Origin of the sequence: Kitasatospora sp. NPDC059827, assembly GCF_042731675.1 — a bacterium.
Lineage (GTDB): Bacteria > Actinomycetota > Actinomycetes > Streptomycetales > Streptomycetaceae > Kitasatospora.
Genome location: NZ_JBHWIV010000021.1, coordinates 113,318 through 129,342 on the forward strand (window position 1 = coordinate 113,318; position 16,025 = coordinate 129,342).

The window sequence follows — 16,025 nt, forward strand, 5'->3', positions numbered from 1 at the left end:
GGACCCGACCAAACGGGTGAACGAATGAACGAACGAATGTCGGAGGATCCCGTGCTCAAGCGCATCGTCGTCGGTACCGCCGCTGCCGCCCTGCTCGCCCTCGGCAGCACCCCGGCCTTTGCCGACACCTCGTGGGGCGGCGTCGCCCCCGCCGGCGCGACCGCCCCGGCCGACACCTCCCGGGGCTCCGACGTCCTGGCCGACAGCTACTGGGGCCTCGCCCCCGCCGACAGCTACTGGGGTGACGCCCCCGCCGACAGCCACTGGGGCCACGCCACCCCCGCCGACAGCTGACACCCGCCACCGGACCCACCCCCCGCCCCGCCCGCAGGGGCGGACAACGGACCCGCAGCCTCCCACGCCCCTCGCGCGGGAGGCTGCGCCGCGCACCGGCGGGGCGGGGCACCGGTGGTGACCGCCGCGGCGTGCGCCGGGGGTGCCCCCCTTGCGCTCTTCCGCAGGTGCCGCCGGGTCCACCACTCTGGGCGCGGACCGTCCACGGGGGCACCGGCGGTTCTCGTACGGGCCGTCAGGCCCCGAACCGGTCGGGAGTGCGGAAGGCGTATGCCCCAGGACGTCGAGTTCACGGTGCCCCTCGAAAGCAGGGTCAGCCCCGACCTGCCCCGCGCCCGCCGCCACCACCTGGCCTGGGTACGGGACTCGGGCCTGCTCCGCGACGAGGACGCGCTGCGCCGCTACGCCTCCTCCCGGGTGGCCGACAGCGCCGCGTACGGCTTCCCGTACGCCGCCGGCGCCGACCTCGACCTCTGCTTCGACCTGCTCGGCTGGCTCTACCTCCTCGACAACCACTTCGACGACCGCCTCGACGACAGGTCGGGCGCACGGCCCACCGCCGCCGCCCGCACCGAGGACGCCGTCGCCCTGTGCCAGGACCTGGTGGACCACCTGCGCTACGGGACCCGCCCCGGCGCGGGGGCCGCCCCCGCCGTGGCCGCCTTCGCCGACTGCTGGCAGCGGATGGGCCAGGGCATGTCCGAGGAGTGGCGCCGGCGCACCGCCCACGACTGGGTCGACTACCTGGCCGGCTGGCCCACCAAGATCGCCGACCGCGTCCTGGGCGTCCTGCCCGACCCCGCCGCCCACCTGCGCGCCCGCCGCCGCACGATCGGCCTGCGCCCGCTGCTCGCCCTCGCCGAGCGGGCCGGCCACTACGAGGTCCCGCTGCCGGCCTGGTGCTCCAGCCACCTGGAGGGCATGCGGATCGCCGCCTGCGACGCGATCATCGCCATGAACGAGGTCCACGCCCTGGAGCGGGACGAGGCGGGCGGGCGCCCCAACCTCGTGCTGAGCCTGATGCGCCACCAGGGCCGGGCCCGCCCCGAGGCCCTGCGCGAGGTCGGCGGCACGGCCCGCCGCTCCGTCGAGACCTTCCTCCAACTGCGCTCCGGCCTCGCGCAGTTGGAACGCGACCTGGGCGGCTGCGTACCCGAACTGGCCCGCTACGCCGACGCCCACGCCGCCTGGATCCGCGGCTACCACGACTGGGGGCGCACGGCCCCCTGCTACGAGGACGTACGGCGTCCGGGCTGAGGTGCCGTGGGCCGCGGGCGGCCCCTATCATGGGCGCGCTTCGCTTGATGATCACCGCTCCTGGGGGACTGTTGATGACCGGTACCGTCGTCGTGCACGCCGAATCGCCGGTGTTCGGCCTGACGAGGCACACCTTCGGCGTGGTGGTTGACGGGGTGCGGGTCGGCGCGGTCAGGCAGGGCGACACCGCCCGCTTCCCGGTGCAGGCCGGAGCCCGCGCCGTGCGGCTCGCCACCCGGGACCTCAGTCGCTCCAACACGGTGACCGTGGAGGTCGGCGAGGACCGGGAGTTCCTGGTCGCGGGCCGCGGCACCGGCCTCGGATTCGCCGTCCTGGTGCCGGCGCTGGCCCCGTTCGCGATGGTCCCCTGGCCCTACGTAGTCGCGGTCATCCTGCTGATGGGTGTGACGCTGTGGACCGTCCCCGGACTGCTGTTCCGGGTGCGGGCCGTGGGTGACTCCTACCTCCCGGCCGTCCACGGCGACGAGTCCGCCGGGCCCGCCGAGGAGGAGAGCGTCGGCAACGGCCTGTGGTGGGAGTCGGACCCGGCCCTGGCCAAGCGCCTGCGCAAGTCCGCCGGTTCCTGAGGCCCCCGGGGCCGACGGCTGCTTCGGCCCCCGCCGTTGTGGACAGAACCCTTGGAGGAAAAGGGTGTTGACGCTTCCATGAGAGCGGGGGAGGGGCGGGGGCCCAGTGCCCCGGCCTGGCGGGGAGCGCACAACGCGATATACCGTATCGCGATATAGCGTAAGTTGCCGTCCGCGTGCCGCTCACCCCGGTGCGAGGACCTTCACCGAATTCAGGACGGGGACCGGAAACCATGCCTGGAGAGACCTCACCCTCCCCGCACAACGTCCTGCAGAGCGCCCCGCCCGCCCCGCCCGCGCTGCGGGCCTCGCACGCCGACCGGGACCGCGTGGTCGCCGCCCTGGGCGTGGCCGCGGGCGACGGCCGGCTGAGCGCCGAGGAGCTGGACGAGCGGGTGGAGGCCGCCCTGTCGGCCCGCACCGTCGCCGAACTGGCCGAGCTGACCGCCGACCTGCCGCCGGTGTCGGTCTCGGCCACCGGGGTGGTCGCCGAGGGCCGGGACGTCCTGCGGATCGAGCAGAAGTTCAGCAGGACCGAGCGGGTGGGCGCCTGGGTGCTGCCGCGCCGCCTGGAGATCGCCGCCGAGTGGTGCCACGTGAAGCTGGACTTCACCCAGGCGCGGCTCACCCACGACGTCCTGGAGATCGACGTCGACATGCAGGGCGGCAACCTGACGCTGATCGTCGGCCCGGGGATCGTCGTCGACCCCTACGGTCTGAGCCTGGAGTTCTCCAAGGTGAAGGGCCACCAGGACCCGGACCCGGGCACCCCCGTCAGGCTGCGGATCGAGCTGATCGGCAGGAAGAGCTTCGGCCGGGTCACCGTGCGCCACCCCCGCCGCCTGCGGGCCCGGCGCGGCGCCCTGCCCGCCGGAGGCTGACCCGCCCCGCCCGCCGGGCACCGGGGCCCGGCCCCCGCCCGGTCAGTCCTCGCCGCCCTTGCCCCGCTTGCTCCGGCCGGTGGAGCCGCGCCCGGTGCCCCCGGCCCGCTTCCCGCCCGCCGGGGCCGCCGCCTCCTTGGCGTCGACGGCGCCCCGCAGCCGCGCCTGCGCCCCGGTGATCCGCTCGGCGAGGGCCTGGTCGGGGTGGGCGGTGACGGCGGGCGTGGCGGCGGCCCGCCCGAGCGCGGTCACCGAGTTCTCCAGGTACGCCTTCCAGTACTCGACGTGCCGGTCGGTGACGGCCGCCTGGCCGAGGTTGGCGGACAGCGCGTCCGCGTACTCCACGAGGTAGTCGACGGTCTCTTTGAGGTAGCCGGCGTCGATCCCGGTGCGGCCCGCGTGCTCCAGCTCCCACACGTGGGTCTCGATCTCCCGCATCGGCTGCTGGAGCAGGGTGAAGGTCGCCTGCCCGATGTCGCTCATCACGTCCATGTAGACGTGGGGGTCGGCGCCGTCGGCGGCGTCCTCGTCGGGCATCAGCATCGCCTGGGCGGCGTGGATCAGCTCGTGGCGCAGCGTGCTGTGGATGACGGCGGGCCCGTAGTCGTCGAAGAGGTTGCGGTACAGCGACATGGTGACCTTGTCGCCCGAAGTGCCGGTGCTGGTCAGGGCCATGGGCTTGCCCGCGCCCTGGCGGGAGTGCTTGTAGCCGAGGACGAGGTTGCCCTCGTCCTCCACGGCTCCCGGCAGCTTGTCGAGGACGTAGCGCAGCAGCGTGTCCAGGGCCGCCTGGCGTACGGCCTTCGCGCCCGTCCCGGTCTCGGCCTTCGCCTGCTCCAGCTGGGCGACCAGGGCGGCGGGCAGTTCGGGGACCGCCGCTGACGCCTCGTCGGCCTCGGGCAGGTCGTCGGAGGCGGTGCGCTGGAGCGCGCCGCCAGCACCGGGGCGGGGCGTGCGCTGCTCCACCGCGGCCGCCTCGGGGGCGGGCCCGGACATGACCCGGCGGGCGGTGGCCTCCGCCTCGCGCTCGAAGCGGTCCGAGGGGTCGCTGACCCGCAGTCCGGTGCCGGTGTCGGTGCCGGCCACGGGGCCGTGCCGCTGCTGGATGACGTGGGTCAGCTCGTGGGCGAGGGTGTGCTTGTCGGCGCCGCCCTCCCCGATGACGACGTGGTGGCCGGAGGTGTACGCGCGGGCGCCGACCTCGGCCGCGGACGCGCGGGCCGCCGCCCCCTCGTGGAGGCGGACGTTCGAGAAGTCGGCGCCCAGGCGGGCCTCCATCTCGGCGCGGGTCGCCTCCTCCAGCGGGCGGCCCGCGCTGCGCAGCACGCCGTCGACGGCGGAGCGCTGCACCATCCGGACCACGGCGGCGTTGCCCGCGCTGGCCTGGAGGGCGAGCAGCCGTGGGGCGGGCCCGCGCCCGGGGCGGGCGGTGCGGTCGGCGCCCGCCTCCCGGGTGCCCGGCTGCCGGCCGCCCTGCTGCCGTTCGCCGTCGTGTGTGCGCATGGGTGTGTCCCCCCGGGGTGTCCGCTGGCCTTCCATGGTCATCCGGCGGCGCGGTGCGGCGGAAGGGCCGCGGGGGCAGTGCTGCGTGCCCGTACGGGCAGTTCGCAGGGGGTGCGGCACCGCCCGGCGCGCCCTGCGAGGATCACCGGCATGACGCCACCGCCGCCCACCGGCCCCGAAACCCCCGGCACCCCTGACGACCTGTTCGCCGCGCTCGGCCAACCCGTCCTGGCCGTCCCGGACCGGCGGCGCGCCCTGCTCGCCGTCGCCGGGGCGTGCGGGGACGACGAGGACGGGAGGGTCGGCGTCTTCGACGTCAGCGGCGGCCCCCGGCGCCGTCTGCTGATCGACACGGGCTTCCCCGTGCACGCGATGGCCTTCCACCCGGCCCGCCCCCTGCTGGCCGTGGGCACCGGGGACTACGACGGCGGCTACCACTTCGAGGGGGAGCTGCTGCTCGTGCACCTGGAGAGCGGCGTCGTCCGTTCGCTGATCGAGGGCGGCGCCGGGCGCCAGGTCCTCGCCTTGGAGTGGCTGGATCACCAGGACCTGCGGGTCGTGGTGGCGCCGCACCACGACTGGGAGGACGAGGCGGCCCACGGGGAGGGGCACGTCGCCGTCGTCCGCCGCCCCGACTGGACGAGGGTCGGCGCGAAGTCGCTGACCCTCGGCGACCTGACCGGCCCCCGGGTGCCCGCGCCCCGCCCCGACCACCGGGAGGCCGCCCGCCGCACCGTCGCCCGCCTGACGGCGCCCCGGGCCCGCCGCCACCACGCCAGCGGCCGCGGCGCCTGAACACCCTGCCGGGAGTGGGAAGTCGACGGGGCCGACTTCCCACTGCGCGGGCCCGTTTCGCCGTTCCCGCCCGGCCGGTGGCCGTCCTCGTGGATCATGGCGGGCGCGGCGCCCGACCCGGGCGCCGTGTTCCGACGTCCACGATGAGGGGGCCTCATGGGGTCCGGTGCTTTCGCCGATTTCTCCGGCACGTACGAGTTGACCGGCGGCGAGCGGTACGAGGCGTACCTGGAGTCGATCGGGGTCGCCGCCGCCGACCGGGAGGCCATGGCCTCGGCGCAGCAGACGGTGACGGTCAAGCAGGAGGGCGACCACTACACGCTGACCACCACCACCCCCGCCAGGACGACCGTCCTGCGGTTCACCCTCGGCCAGGAGTACGTCGCCACCTACGACGACGGCCGCCAGGTCAAGGGGATCGCCCGCCGCGACGGGAACTTCGTCCAGCAGCGGCTCAAGGTGGGCGGCAGCTACGAGACCACCGTCGTCAGCGTCATCGGCGACGCGGGCTTCGAGGTGATGTTCAAGGGCGTCGGCGTCGACGCCAAGCGCAGCTACCGGCGGCTCGCCTGACCCGCGGCGTGATGCCGCGGGCCGGCCGGGGCGAGCGGGGCGAGTGGCGCGAGCGGGCCGGTCAGGACAGCTGGTCGAGGATCCAGTCCACGAGGACGCCGGAGACGTGGCTGTGCTCGGTGTTGTCGCTGTCGAAGGCGACGTCGTCCAGGTGGAAGCGGTCGGGGCCCTGGTCGAGGAGGTTGAGGTTCGGGTCGACGTCCCAGGCGATCGGGTCGTAGACGAGGGCGGAGGCGCTGACCGCCGGGACGAAGGCGCCGCTGCGGTGGTCCTCGCTGATCTTCGCCTTGATGGCGTCGGCGACCTTGCCGAAGGAGTCCAGGGTGCCGCCGGGCACCCCGTCCAGGGCCGGGACCTCGGTGGTGGTGGAGCGGCGCAGCGACAGGCCGGCGTGCATGCCGCCGATCCGCTGCCCGGTGCCCCGGTCGGGCTGGAAGCGGGCGGTGGCGCTGGCGACCAGGGCCTGCCAGTCGAAGGCGATCTCGCCGGCGGGCAGCGGGCGCCCGGTGCCGTCGCCGCGGCCGTTGGCGACGCCGAGCAGGCGCGGGCGGCGCGGGAAGTCGCCGAGGTCGGCGAGCTCCTTCACGAAGGCGGTGCGCAGTTCGCTGGCGGTGGCGACCTCGCCCGAGTACTTGGCGTCCGGGACCCAGGCCCAGAGCAACTGCTGGGCGGCGGGGCTGCGGATCAGGTCGGCCTGGGAGGGCTGCCCGGGCCCGGGGGGCGTGAGCTTCTCGAAGAAGTACGCCATCTGCTGGAGGATCAGCGGGATCCAGGCGCCGTTGTGGGGGGAGTCCCAGGACAGGTAGGTGGCGGTCTCGTGCTCGAAGTCGTCGTTCTCCAGCTTGGCGAGCGCGTAGCGGGTGATGATGCCGCCCATGCTGACGCCGCCGACGGTCAGCGGTTGCCCGCCGACGCGTTCGGCGATGGCGCGCCGGATCGCCTGGATCGCGACGTCGGCGTTGTGCTGGAGGTGGGTGTGGCGCTCGTCGAAGCCGATCAGGACGACGTCGTGGCCGCGGGTGAGGAGCTGGTCGAGGAAGCCCGGACGGCCGTTCTCGTACGGGGCGTTGAAGTGGTTGAACAGGGCGGGCAGGTCGCTGGGGCCATAGTTGAAGCCGTCGGCGAACAGGAACGGCTTCGCCAGGTGGGTGCGGCCGTGGCCGTAGTAGACGGCCGCGGTGCCGCTGGCCCGCTCGCCCGGTAGCTCCCAGGTCGCGTCGGGCACGCGCACCCCCGGCAGGCCGATGTCGGTGGTGAAGAAGATGTCGGAGGCGATGGTCGCCGCGACTTCGGCGAGTTCCTCCGGGGTGAGGTCCGTCCCGGTGGTGGCGAGGGTGGTGGAGACGTCGATACGGGGGGTCACGGCCATGGTGTACCGCCTCGGTCGGGGATTGGTTCGTAGCCGACCGTAATGGGTCGGTCACTCACCGCACCAGCTGCTGACCGCTATTGGCCGAAAGTGACCGGAACGGACCGCTCGCGGGACTCGCCACCCCGGGACGGCCGTGGTCAGACCAGGAGCAGCGTCTTGCCCAGGGCCGTGCGGCCCTCGATCGCGGCGTGCGCGTCCGCGGCCCGCTCCAGCGGGAAGGTCTGCCCGATCACCGGCCGCACCCGGCCCGCGACCGCCTGTGCCATCACCTGCTCCAGCCACGGCCGCATCCGCGCCCGGAAGGAGAACAGCTGCTCGATCCCGATCACCTCCACCCCATGCTGCTGCGCCTCCTCGGGTGTGATCGCCGTGAGGTGGCCGCTGGAGGCGCCGTGCACGGAGAAGCGGCCGTGGCGGGCCGTCACCTCGAAGGCGGCGCGGCCGATCTCCCCGCCCACGCCGTCGAACACGACGTCGACGCCCGCGCCGCCGGTCACCCGCAGGACCTGCTCGGTCCAGTCCGGGGCGGAGTAGTCGAACGCGGCCTCGGCGCCCAGGCCGCGGACCAGGTCGAGCTTGCGCTCCCCGCGGGCCAGGCCGATGACCCGGGCCCCGGCGGACCGTGCCAACTGCACCAGCAGGCTGCCGAGTCCGCCGGCCGCCGCCTCGACCAGCACCCACTGCCCGGGGGTGATCCGGGCCCCCTCGACCAGGCCCGTCGCGGTGGCGCCGTCGCTGTGCAGGGCCGCCGCCTCGGGCAGGCCCAGTCCCTCGGGGACCGCGACCAGGCTCCCCGCGTCGGCCGCCACCCGCTCGGCGAAGGCGCCCGTCGACCCGGCGTCGGCCAGCACCGACCGGCCGGTCCAGCCCGGATCCACGCCGTCCCCGACGGCGGTCACCCGGCCGGCCACCATGCCGCCCGGCACGTAGGGGAGTTCGGGCCTGGGGTGCCACGGGTCGACGCCGCGGCGGATCTGCGTCTCGACGAAGGTGATGCCGATGACGGAGACGTCGACCAGCACCTGCCCCGGCCCGGGAGCGGGTTCCGGTGCCTCGCTCGGGACGAGAACCTCGGGGCCCCCGAAACGCACTGCCTGTACGGTCCGCATGCTGATCACATTCCTGTCCGGTGACTGCTCTGGGTGACTGCGACGTCGACACCGTGGATTCTTCGACCTCAAGCGAGGTTGAGGTCAAGTGCGCTGAGGGGCGGATCAGGAAGTCGGCGGGGTCGACTTCCTGTGCGTCCACCGGGGTCGGACGGTAGTGCGTGAGCAGGCCGGTCGGTTCGAGGTCACCGACTTCCCCTCTCGCCGACGCCGAGGCGGCCGCTGCTCGGGTCTGGTCGGGCCCCGTGGGGGTGCGTTCTACTGGGGTCTCGTAGGGGGAGGGGAGTCCGGATGGCGGAAACGCCGGAGCGGTGGATGGGCGCGTCCGAGGTGGTCAGGATCTGGCACGTCCGCCGTGACTACCTCGGCAAGGTCGCGCGGCTCTGCGAGGTTCCGGTCCGCAGCCACGTCGGTGAGAGCAGGGGGACGTACGGCTCTGCGCCGGGCTGGTCCACCTACCGGGCCGAGGATATGCGCCGGGCGGCGCCCGACATCGTCGAGGGTCGGATCGACATTCCCCCGCTGTGGCGGACCGACACCCGGGAGGGCCGACGGGCGCAGTTCTGGGAGGACCTCCGGCTCACACTGACCTGCCTCGTCCCGGTGGCGTTCATCCTGTTCTGCTTCGTCATGGCGATCGTGTCGGCGATCTGGCATTAAGAGCCAGTCCGCTCCTGGCCGGCACGCAAGTTGACTGGCTATCGCGTCAGTCAGGTCCCACTCCCGCCGCCCCGGGAGCCGGGGCGGCGAGCCTGGCACTGCGGTCAGCGGGTGTCGAGTTCGCCGGTGCGGACGGCGGTGATGAAGGCCTGCCAGGCGGTGGCGGAGAAGACCAGGGCGGGGCCGGAGGGGTCCTTGGAGTCGCGGACTGGCGTGACGTCGGCGAAGCCGTCGGCAACCTCGACGCAGTTCGCGCCGCCCCCGCCGCTGTACGAGCTCTTGCGCCAGGCGGTGGGGGAGTTGACGTTCATCACGGTTCCTCCTGGGTGGAGTGGGAAGTCGGCGGGGCCGACTTCCTGCGTGTGACTGGGGAGTTGAACCGGCAAAGACGGCCTTCCGCCCAGGCCCCTCCGGGGTGGCAGGTCAGCGGGCGTCGAGTTCGCCGGTGCGGACGGCGGTGATGAAGGACTGCCAGGCGGCGGTGGAGAAGACCAAGGCGGGGCCGGAGGGGTCCTTGGAGTCGCGGACGGGCTGGGCGCCGGTGAAGCCGTCGGCAACCTCGACGCATTGCCCGCCGTTTGCTCCGCTGTACGAACTCTTCCGCCAGGAAGCGCCAGTCAGGTCGACATCCACTCCAAGTCCCTCCTCGTTGCACGCATGAAAGTTCGCGATTCGGCCTGGCCGAGGGCGTCGATCGCAAGCCGATCGTAGCTCTTGGTCACTGCGGCAACCGACTTGGTGTCGCGATCGATGTAGCCACGCTGTTCAATCTCGCCGTAAGCGAGAACTCTGCGGTTCGGCATGGTAAGGAGGGCCGTCATGTGAGTGAACGGCCGGTCTTCGCCCAGGGAGAACGGCGCCACCTGGATGATTACGTCACGGCGATTGCTCAACTGCTCAAGGTGGAGGAGCTGTTCGATCATGACGTCGCGTCCGCCAATGATCCGCCTGAGGCAGCTCTCGTCCAGCACAACGTGCAGAAGCGGGGGAGAAGGCCGGTCCAGGATCTTCTGGCGGGCCAGCCGGAACTCGATGCGTTCCTCGGCCAATTTCTGGGTCGAAACGCCTTGCCTGACAAAGCCCATCTGGAGTGCGGTCATGTACGCCCGGGTCTGCAGGAGTCCGTTGACGAAGTCGTTTTCGAAGATCCTGACCTGCTCCGCCAGGCCCTCGTAGCGCGCGTACTCCGGGAAGCCTTCCAGGATCGCCGCATTTTTCAGCTGATACCACATCAGCAGCATCGTGCCGCCGGTGTCGAGCGCGATGTCCGCCAGCTCCGCGAGCCTGCGACTTGGCGGCCGGTGCGCAAGTTCGATGTAGGAGAGGTGCGACGGCGAGCACTCCAGCAACGGTGCCAGCTCCTCCTGGAGGATGTCCTTGGCCTCACGGAAGTTGCGGAGCTGGATGCCGAAGGGCGCCCAAGGGCTCGACTCCGGGTCAATCTTCTTCTTGTTCATGGCAGTCCCCAACTTCTGGCGAGCCCGTGGCAAGTCGCAGGCTGCTTCCGATCGTAGGCGCCACTGCCTCACCATGTGCAACAGAACGTGAAACTTCCATCGCAGAGAGTTCCCTTGCCATGGCTCAAGATCAAGTCCCCCGTCTCCACGGGTACGGTGTCCGTTGGGACACCGAGGCCCGGTGCTACCGGGTGCGCAACGAGTGCACCGGGGCGTGGCTGTGCAAGCCCAACGGTGAGCGCAGCGGTTTCTCCTCCTTCACCGAGGCGTTCTCGGCCTGGCGGCTCTTCGAAGTCCACAAGCGGCCGGGGGAGTTGTGACCCTCTCCCGTGTGACGGCCGAGCAGCGCCGGCAGGCCGCCGCCGTGCTGGACGACCTGACCACCGTCCTCGCCCTGGGCCGCGTGCAGCTCCCCACCCTGGAAGTGGATTGGGACACCGGCCGCTCCACCTGCGAGTACCTGCTGCACCTCACGGCCCGTCCGCTGGACCTGCTGCGGATCGTGGACCTGCTGCGCAAGGGCCTGCGCTACGAGCGCCTCACGTATGACGACTGAACTCCTCGCCCGCCTGCTCTGGTGGGCCTGCTTCTCCGCTGTCCTGCTGTACGCCCTCAGGAAGTGAACCCCGTGCACGACCCCCGCCTCCTCGCCAAGCCCCCCATCTGCCGGCTCGGCTGCCTCGTCCTGGTCCGCAACCAGCACGGCGACGTCCTGCTCGTCGACCCCGACTACCTCGACGGCATGATCCTGCCCGGCGGCCCCGGCAAGGCCAACGAGCCCCCGCACCGCGCCGCCGCCCGCCACCTCCACGCCCAGACCGGCATCATCCTCAGGCTCACCCACGCCGTCGCCCTCGACTACACCCCCTCCGACCGCTACCTGGAACGCTTCAACCTCGTCTTCGACGGCGGCACCCTGCGCGACGAACACCCCCTCACCGTCCCCCCGCAGAAGCGCAGCCGCCTGCACGGCGCCCGCTTCGTCCCCGTCCACGAACTCCCGAACCACATGGCCCCCTCCCAGGCCGCCCGTACCGCCGAGGCCCTCACCGGCCGAGCCCTCCCCCTCCTCCTCCACGGCCAGCGCCCCGACTGACGCTCCGTCGCATGTCCATCCCCCGGTCAGCCCCAGGGCGGATCGGGGGGATGTCCCCATCCCGCTGCCCGCCGGTGCGCCCGACACTCGGGCCATGCGCATCACTCGGGGCGGCTGGGCCGTCATGACCGTGCTGTCCACACTGATCGTCCTGGTCTCCGCCAGGTACGTCAGCTTCGACCCGGACACCTATTTCAGTCAGCAGCGCGCCACCTACCTGGCGCACCAACTTCCCCTGGGCATCCACATATCCGGCGCCCTCGTCGCCCTGCTCCTCGGCCCCTGGCAGTTCTCCGCCAAGCTCCGCAGCCGCTCGCCGCGCCTGCACCGCGCCATCGGCACCACCTACCTGCTGGGCTGCCTGGTCGGCGGCATCGGCGCACTCCTGCTGGCGCCGCACGCCTACGGCGGCGCGGTCTCCGGACTCGGCTTCGCCTGCCTGGGCGTCGCCTGGCTGCTCACCGGCGCCACCGGGCTGCGGATGATCCTGCGCGGCCGGGTGGAGGACCACCGGCGCTGGATGGTGCGCAGCTTCGCCCTCACCTTCGCCGCCGTCACGCTGCGCCTCATGCTGGTGGCCGCGCAGGTGGCCCACCTGGACTTCCGCACCTCCTACCTGGCGATCGCCTGGCTGTGCTGGGTGCCCAACCTCGCGCTGGCGTGGTGGTTCACCCGCTCACCCGGTCGGGTGAAGGTCGCACCCGGCGGCGGAGATCTGTAGCAGGCTCCTCCCTGGCTGACGAACCGCCAGCGAAGACTCGTCCCCACGGAGAGACCCATGGCCTACCCGAAGGATTTCAAGTACACCGACTCGCACGAGTGGGTGCAGCCCACCGGCAAGGGCAAGGCCCGGGTGGGCATCACCGACCACGCCCAGCGCCAGCTCGGCGACATCGTCTTCGTCGAACTCCCCAAGGCGGGCGACACGTTCGACGCCGGTCGGCCGTTCGGCTCCGTGGAATCGGTGAAGTCGGTCAGTGAGCTCTACGCCCCGGTCTCCGGCAAGGTCACGGCGATCAACGAGGACCTGAACGACGCACCCGAGGACATCAACGACGACGCGCACGCCGCGTGGATCATCGAGCTGGAGCTGACCAAGCCCGCCGAGCTGGACGACCTGCTCACGGTCGCCCAGTACGAGGACCTCATCAAGGAGTAGGGCGGCTCTGGAGCGCTCTCGCGTGCGGGTCGCCCTCACGCGAGCAGCGCCTCCAGGTCCGCGAGCCGGCCGAACAGGTCGGGCAGGCCGCGCAGGCCGCCCTGTACGGACTCGTGGGAGAGCGCGAGCTCGGGGCCGGTGCCCGCCTCGACCCCGGCGAGGCAGCGCAGGACGTTCCACCGGGTGTGCCCCAGCCAGCCGCCGACCGTGTACGCGAACCAGCTGGGGCCCGGCGGCGGCAGTGCTCCGCCGCCCGCGACGTAGCCGTCGAGGACGCGGCGGAAGACGGCGGGCCTGATGTCGTCGAGGCCGGGGCCCTTGGCGATGCCCAGCGCGGTCGAGCCGAGCTCGCCGGAGAGGTCGAGCGGGCCGGAGAGCTCCCAGTCGAGCAGCACCGGACGGCCCGCCCGGGCGAGCAGGTTCCACGGCTGGACGTCCCGGTGGGTCAGCACGACGGGGCCGGGCCGCTCGCAGGTGTCGAGGAAGTCGGCGATCGCCAGGAACGTGCCGACACGGGAGGCGAGTTCGTCGGCCCACGGTTGTCCGCTCGCCTGCGCCCGCGCGGCGAGTGCGGGCCAGTCCCGGGGGGTCGGCCCCTCGGCCGACTCGGCCGGCTCAGGGGTCCACGGGACGTCGAGCGCGTGGAGGCGGGCCAGGATCTCGCCGACCTCGAACGCGTACGCCTCCGGCACCGGCGCCTCCGGCACCTTCTCGCCCTCGACCCAGCGGTGCACGAGCGTCTGCGGGTCGGCCGCGATCGGCTCCGGCATCGGGACACCGGCGGCGAAGGCCGCCCGCTCGAAGGCGAACACGTCCTCGACCCGGTAGGGGCGGCGGCGGTCGGCGGGGCTCAACTCCTTGACCGCGAAGGACCCTTGGTCGGTGTCGAGCCGGTACGTCCGGTTGGCGAACCCGCCGTGGACGCGGATCATCGGCCCGAGCGGCACGCCGAGGTGGGAGAGGTGGGAGAGGTGGGAGAGGTTCACCCCGCGCATGCTAGGCCCGGCACTCCACCACCGCACCGGGCTTTCCCGTGGACGCCGGCACTCCGGCGGCGTCCACGGGGTGCCGGTGTCAGCGGGTGCTGAAATCGGCGTTCCAGGAGGCCGCGTTCGTACGCGCCAGGCCGACCTCGTTGTAGTCGCCGATCATGATCCGCAGGTGGTCGGGGGAGTTGATCCAGCCGTCGACGGCCGCGTCGACGTTCGTCGGCCCCCAGAAGGCGATCTCGCCGAAGCCGCGCCCGGTGTAGCCCAGGCCCGACGCTATGCGGCCCGAGTCGCAGAAGTGCCCGGAGACCCGGCGCTGGTCCATCTGGTCGGCGTTGCACTTGGCGGCCTGGGCGAGCGTGGCGTTGAACCGCACCGGCGCCTTGCCGTACTGGGCGCGCAGGGCGTTCAGCCGGTCCAGGAAGCGCTGCTGGTCGGAGGTGACCGGGCCGCCGCCGTTGCCCGGGTTGGTGCCGGTGCCGCCGGAGGAGACCAGGTCGAAGCGCTGGGACATGCTGCCGTCGCAGCCCTCGACGGTGACCTCCCGGTCGAGGCCGTGGTACGTCAGGCAGCCGTTGCCCTGGGCGTTGCGCAGGTAGGTGCCGCCCTCGGCGGCGGACTCCAGGGTCCACTGCTGGTTGGCGCCCGCCCACCAGTGGATGAACTGGGTGGTCCGGTTGTCGCGGGTGTCCATCTCCAGCACGCGCTCGGTGCCGTTGACGTTGCGGGCGAAGTCGACCCGGTCGCCGGGCTTGTTGGAGATCCAGAACGAGGTGGAGGCGTCCTGGTAGCCGCGGGCGACGATCCGCGAGCCCTCGCCGTCGGAGCTGGCCAGCGAGTGGTGGTTCTGGTGGTCCTGGATCGTGACCATCTGCTCGACCACGCCCGCGGTCGCTGCGGTCGCCGCGTTCGCGGGTGCCGCCAGCAGCGTGGCACCGCTCGCGGACAGCGCGGAGACGGCGAACGCCAGGGCCGCCAGCCGGGTGCGGCGGCGCGCGCCCGGGGCCGGACGGCTGGTGCGGGTGGACGACGGGTGGGACACGGGGATCTCCTACGCTCGGTGGACCGCCTGCCGGCGGGCGGGCGGGGCGTAGGACAGGACAACAGCGCCGGGTAGACAACCGATCAACGGGCGTGGTCCGAAACCGTTTGGCGCGGGGCGGCGGGCGCTGCTACCTTTCGGCCAGGCCGTGCGAGAGAACGAGGAGGTGGTACCCGTGAACACGATGACATGGGTGCTCTCCTCCGGGGTCACGGTCGGGCGATAGGTCGTCGCCCGGGAGCGCCGTTCAGCAGCTCTCCCGAAAGGCACGACCGTGCACTTCACCCCCTCCGCCCCGCTCGCCCCCTCCGGCTCCCCCGCCTCCCTGGCCTCCCTGGCCTTCACCGCCGAACGGCGGCTCGCCGACGGCGTCCTGGAGCGCGAGTTCCTCCTCGGCGACACCCCCGGCACCCTGTGGACGACCGGCACCGAGCCGGCCCCGCTGATCCTGATGGCCCACAACAACGGCCTGCCCCGGCGCGAGCCCCGCCTCGTCGCCCGGGCCCGGTACACCGCCGCCCAGGGCTACGCGGCGGCCACCATCGACGCCCCCGGCTGCGGCGACCGCCCCCGCACGGAGGCCGCCGAGCAGGCCCGCGCCGACCTGCGCGGCGCCATGCGGGCCGGCGAGCCGCGCGAGGTGGTCGACGGGATCTTCGAAGCCCTCGTCGGCCCCCTCGTCGAGGCCGCCGTCCCCGAGTGGCGGGCCGCCCTGGACGCCCTCCTGACCCTGCCCGAGGTCGCCACCGGCCCGGTCGGCTACTCGGGCTGGACGGCCCTGGGCATCCGCCTGGCCGCCACCGACGCGCGCATCGGCGCCGCCGGCCTGTTCGCCGGCGGCTACGTGCCCCGCGCCGTGCGCGAACAGGCCCGGCAGGTCACCGTCCCGCTGCTGTTCCTGCTCCAGTGGGACGACGAGGGCAACCCCCGCGAGCGCGCCCTCGACCTGTTCGACGCCTTCGCCGGCACCGAGAAGACCCTGCACGCCAACCTCGGCGGACACACCGGCACCCCCGCCTTCGAGCTGGAGGACACGAGCCGCTTCTACGACCGCCACCTGAGGTGACACCGGCCCCGGTGAGGCACCACCGGGTGCAAGGGCTGCCCGGATAGCGTGAGCGCGGGCCCCGGCACGCCGGGGGCCCCGCCCCCCCGCCCCCCCCGGCGCCCCCCCCGCGCCGGCCCCCCCGCCCCCCCCGCCGGGGCAGACCCCCACGGCAACATCGCGCGCTTGTGAACAAAGGGTCAAGC

At 73.0% G+C, this 16,025-nt stretch carries 21 protein-coding genes; 13 read left to right on the plus strand and 8 right to left on the minus strand.

Going from position 1 to position 16,025, the window contains the following annotated elements; translation table 11 throughout:
• Positions 1-36 precede the first annotated feature (36 nt).
• The 4 genes from ACFV8H_RS16235 (at position 37) to ACFV8H_RS16250 (ending at position 3,019) form a co-directional block, all read left to right on the plus strand.
• Positions 37-294: a hypothetical protein gene (locus ACFV8H_RS16235; protein ID WP_380400194.1), complete on the plus strand. Its 258-nt coding sequence runs from the start codon at positions 37-39 to the stop codon at positions 292-294.
• A 270-nt stretch (positions 295-564) separates the two neighbouring features.
• Positions 565-1,551, plus strand: coding sequence for a pentalenene synthase (locus ACFV8H_RS16240; protein WP_380400196.1), 987 nt, complete (start codon positions 565-567; stop codon positions 1,549-1,551).
• Between the two features lie 74 nt (positions 1,552-1,625).
• Entirely contained in the window at positions 1,626-2,138 is a 513-nt protein-coding gene (locus ACFV8H_RS16245; RefSeq protein WP_380400198.1) for a hypothetical protein, read from the plus strand.
• Positions 2,139-2,371: 233 nt separating this feature from the next.
• Positions 2,372-3,019 (plus strand): DUF1707 domain-containing protein, encoded by a 648-nt coding sequence (locus tag ACFV8H_RS16250; protein ID WP_380400200.1) that lies wholly within the window; start codon positions 2,372-2,374, stop codon positions 3,017-3,019.
• Positions 3,020-3,061: 42 nt separating this feature from the next.
• On the opposite strand, the gene ACFV8H_RS16255 is transcribed toward ACFV8H_RS16250, so the two are convergent.
• A complete protein-coding gene (locus tag ACFV8H_RS16255) occupies positions 3,062-4,522 on the minus strand; it encodes a DUF4157 domain-containing protein (RefSeq protein WP_380400202.1) in 1,461 nt (486 codons plus the stop codon).
• A 150-nt stretch (positions 4,523-4,672) separates the two neighbouring features.
• Here ACFV8H_RS16255 and ACFV8H_RS16260 point away from each other — a divergent pair, with 150 nt between their 5' ends.
• Together ACFV8H_RS16260 and ACFV8H_RS16265 are read left to right on the plus strand one after the other, a co-directional pair.
• A complete protein-coding gene (locus ACFV8H_RS16260; protein ID WP_380400204.1) occupies positions 4,673-5,317 on the plus strand; it encodes a hypothetical protein in 645 nt (214 codons plus the stop codon).
• A 156-nt stretch (positions 5,318-5,473) separates the two neighbouring features.
• A complete protein-coding gene (locus ACFV8H_RS16265) occupies positions 5,474-5,890 on the plus strand; it encodes a lipocalin/fatty-acid binding family protein (RefSeq protein WP_380400206.1) in 417 nt (138 codons plus the stop codon).
• 61 nt (positions 5,891-5,951) lie between these two features.
• Here ACFV8H_RS16265 and ACFV8H_RS16270 read toward each other — a convergent pair whose 3' ends face one another.
• A complete protein-coding gene (locus ACFV8H_RS16270) occupies positions 5,952-7,253 on the minus strand; it encodes a hypothetical protein (RefSeq protein WP_380400208.1) in 1,302 nt (433 codons plus the stop codon).
• 146 nt (positions 7,254-7,399) lie between these two features.
• Positions 7,400-8,371 carry a zinc-binding dehydrogenase gene (locus tag ACFV8H_RS16275; protein WP_380400210.1) on the minus strand — a complete coding sequence of 324 codons (972 nt, stop codon included), beginning with the start codon at positions 8,369-8,371 and terminating at the stop codon, positions 7,400-7,402.
• A gap of 291 nt (positions 8,372-8,662) precedes the next feature.
• On the opposite strand from ACFV8H_RS16275, the gene ACFV8H_RS16280 reads away from it, so the two are divergent.
• Complete coding sequence (locus tag ACFV8H_RS16280; protein ID WP_380400212.1) at positions 8,663-9,031, plus strand: hypothetical protein; 369 nt, start codon at positions 8,663-8,665, stop codon at positions 9,029-9,031.
• Between the two features lie 104 nt (positions 9,032-9,135).
• On the opposite strand, the gene ACFV8H_RS16285 is transcribed toward ACFV8H_RS16280, so the two are convergent.
• The 3 genes from ACFV8H_RS16285 to ACFV8H_RS16295 all read right to left on the minus strand — a co-directional run bounded on the left by ACFV8H_RS16285 (position 9,136) and on the right by ACFV8H_RS16295 (position 10,488).
• Positions 9,136-9,342, minus strand: coding sequence for a DUF397 domain-containing protein (locus ACFV8H_RS16285; protein ID WP_380400214.1), 207 nt, complete (start codon positions 9,340-9,342; stop codon positions 9,136-9,138).
• Between the two features lie 112 nt (positions 9,343-9,454).
• Positions 9,455-9,664, minus strand: a complete 210-nt coding sequence (locus ACFV8H_RS16290) for a DUF397 domain-containing protein (protein WP_380400216.1) — start codon at positions 9,662-9,664, stop codon at positions 9,455-9,457.
• Positions 9,649-10,488 (minus strand): Scr1 family TA system antitoxin-like transcriptional regulator, encoded by an 840-nt coding sequence (locus tag ACFV8H_RS16295; protein ID WP_380400218.1) that lies wholly within the window; start codon positions 10,486-10,488, stop codon positions 9,649-9,651. The genes ACFV8H_RS16290 and ACFV8H_RS16295 overlap by 16 nt, the downstream gene beginning before the upstream one ends.
• A 119-nt stretch (positions 10,489-10,607) precedes the next feature.
• On the opposite strand from ACFV8H_RS16295, the gene ACFV8H_RS16300 reads away from it, so the two are divergent.
• From ACFV8H_RS16300 to gcvH, 5 genes are all read left to right on the plus strand, one after another.
• Positions 10,608-10,808: a hypothetical protein gene (locus ACFV8H_RS16300; RefSeq protein WP_380400220.1), complete on the plus strand. Its 201-nt coding sequence runs from the start codon at positions 10,608-10,610 to the stop codon at positions 10,806-10,808.
• Entirely contained in the window at positions 10,805-11,044 is a 240-nt protein-coding gene (locus ACFV8H_RS16305) for a hypothetical protein (RefSeq protein WP_380400222.1), read from the plus strand. Before ACFV8H_RS16300 ends, ACFV8H_RS16305 begins: the two co-directional genes overlap by 4 nt.
• A gap of 72 nt (positions 11,045-11,116) precedes the next feature.
• Positions 11,117-11,584, plus strand: coding sequence for an NUDIX domain-containing protein (locus ACFV8H_RS16310; protein ID WP_380400224.1), 468 nt, complete (start codon positions 11,117-11,119; stop codon positions 11,582-11,584).
• A 94-nt stretch (positions 11,585-11,678) separates the two neighbouring features.
• Positions 11,679-12,305 (plus strand): DUF2306 domain-containing protein, encoded by a 627-nt coding sequence (locus tag ACFV8H_RS16315; RefSeq protein WP_380400226.1) that lies wholly within the window; start codon positions 11,679-11,681, stop codon positions 12,303-12,305.
• Positions 12,306-12,362: 57 nt separating this feature from the next.
• A complete protein-coding gene (gene gcvH, locus ACFV8H_RS16320) occupies positions 12,363-12,743 on the plus strand; it encodes a glycine cleavage system protein GcvH (RefSeq protein ID WP_380400228.1) in 381 nt (126 codons plus the stop codon).
• 35 nt (positions 12,744-12,778) lie between these two features.
• Here the strand turns inward: gcvH and ACFV8H_RS16325 are convergent, their stop codons facing one another.
• Both ACFV8H_RS16325 and ACFV8H_RS16330 read right to left on the minus strand, forming a co-directional pair.
• Positions 12,779-13,729: a phosphotransferase family protein gene (locus ACFV8H_RS16325; protein WP_380400230.1), complete on the minus strand. Its 951-nt coding sequence runs from the start codon at positions 13,727-13,729 to the stop codon at positions 12,779-12,781.
• 88 nt (positions 13,730-13,817) lie between these two features.
• Positions 13,818-14,774, minus strand: a complete 957-nt coding sequence (locus ACFV8H_RS16330) for a CAP domain-containing protein (protein WP_380400232.1) — start codon at positions 14,772-14,774, stop codon at positions 13,818-13,820.
• Between the two features lie 334 nt (positions 14,775-15,108).
• Between ACFV8H_RS16330 and ACFV8H_RS16335 the strand changes: the two genes are divergently transcribed.
• On the plus strand, positions 15,109-15,840 hold the full coding sequence (locus tag ACFV8H_RS16335) for a dienelactone hydrolase family protein (RefSeq protein WP_380400240.1): 732 nt from the start codon (positions 15,109-15,111) through the stop codon (positions 15,838-15,840).
• Positions 15,841-16,025: the final 185 nt, after the last annotated feature.

Coding starts and splice junctions, on each gene's coding strand:
- ACFV8H_RS16235 (WP_380400194.1), top strand. CDS start 37: ATGTCGGAGGATCCCGTGCTCAAGCGCATCGTCGTCGGTACCGCCGCT.
- ACFV8H_RS16240 (WP_380400196.1), top strand. CDS start 565: ATGCCCCAGGACGTCGAGTTCACGGTGCCCCTCGAAAGCAGGGTCAGC.
- ACFV8H_RS16245 (WP_380400198.1), top strand. CDS start 1,626: ATGACCGGTACCGTCGTCGTGCACGCCGAATCGCCGGTGTTCGGCCTG.
- ACFV8H_RS16250 (WP_380400200.1), top strand. CDS start 2,372: ATGCCTGGAGAGACCTCACCCTCCCCGCACAACGTCCTGCAGAGCGCC.
- ACFV8H_RS16255 (WP_380400202.1), bottom strand. CDS start 4,522: ATGCGCACACACGACGGCGAACGGCAGCAGGGCGGCCGGCAGCCGGGC.
- ACFV8H_RS16260 (WP_380400204.1), top strand. CDS start 4,673: ATGACGCCACCGCCGCCCACCGGCCCCGAAACCCCCGGCACCCCTGAC.
- ACFV8H_RS16265 (WP_380400206.1), top strand. CDS start 5,474: ATGGGGTCCGGTGCTTTCGCCGATTTCTCCGGCACGTACGAGTTGACC.
- ACFV8H_RS16275 (WP_380400210.1), bottom strand. CDS start 8,371: ATGCGGACCGTACAGGCAGTGCGTTTCGGGGGCCCCGAGGTTCTCGTC.
- ACFV8H_RS16280 (WP_380400212.1), top strand. CDS start 8,663: ATGGCGGAAACGCCGGAGCGGTGGATGGGCGCGTCCGAGGTGGTCAGG.
- ACFV8H_RS16285 (WP_380400214.1), bottom strand. CDS start 9,342: ATGAACGTCAACTCCCCCACCGCCTGGCGCAAGAGCTCGTACAGCGGC.
- ACFV8H_RS16295 (WP_380400218.1), bottom strand. CDS start 10,488: ATGAACAAGAAGAAGATTGACCCGGAGTCGAGCCCTTGGGCGCCCTTC.
- ACFV8H_RS16300 (WP_380400220.1), top strand. CDS start 10,608: ATGGCTCAAGATCAAGTCCCCCGTCTCCACGGGTACGGTGTCCGTTGG.
- ACFV8H_RS16315 (WP_380400226.1), top strand. CDS start 11,679: ATGCGCATCACTCGGGGCGGCTGGGCCGTCATGACCGTGCTGTCCACA.
- gcvH (WP_380400228.1), top strand. CDS start 12,363: ATGGCCTACCCGAAGGATTTCAAGTACACCGACTCGCACGAGTGGGTG.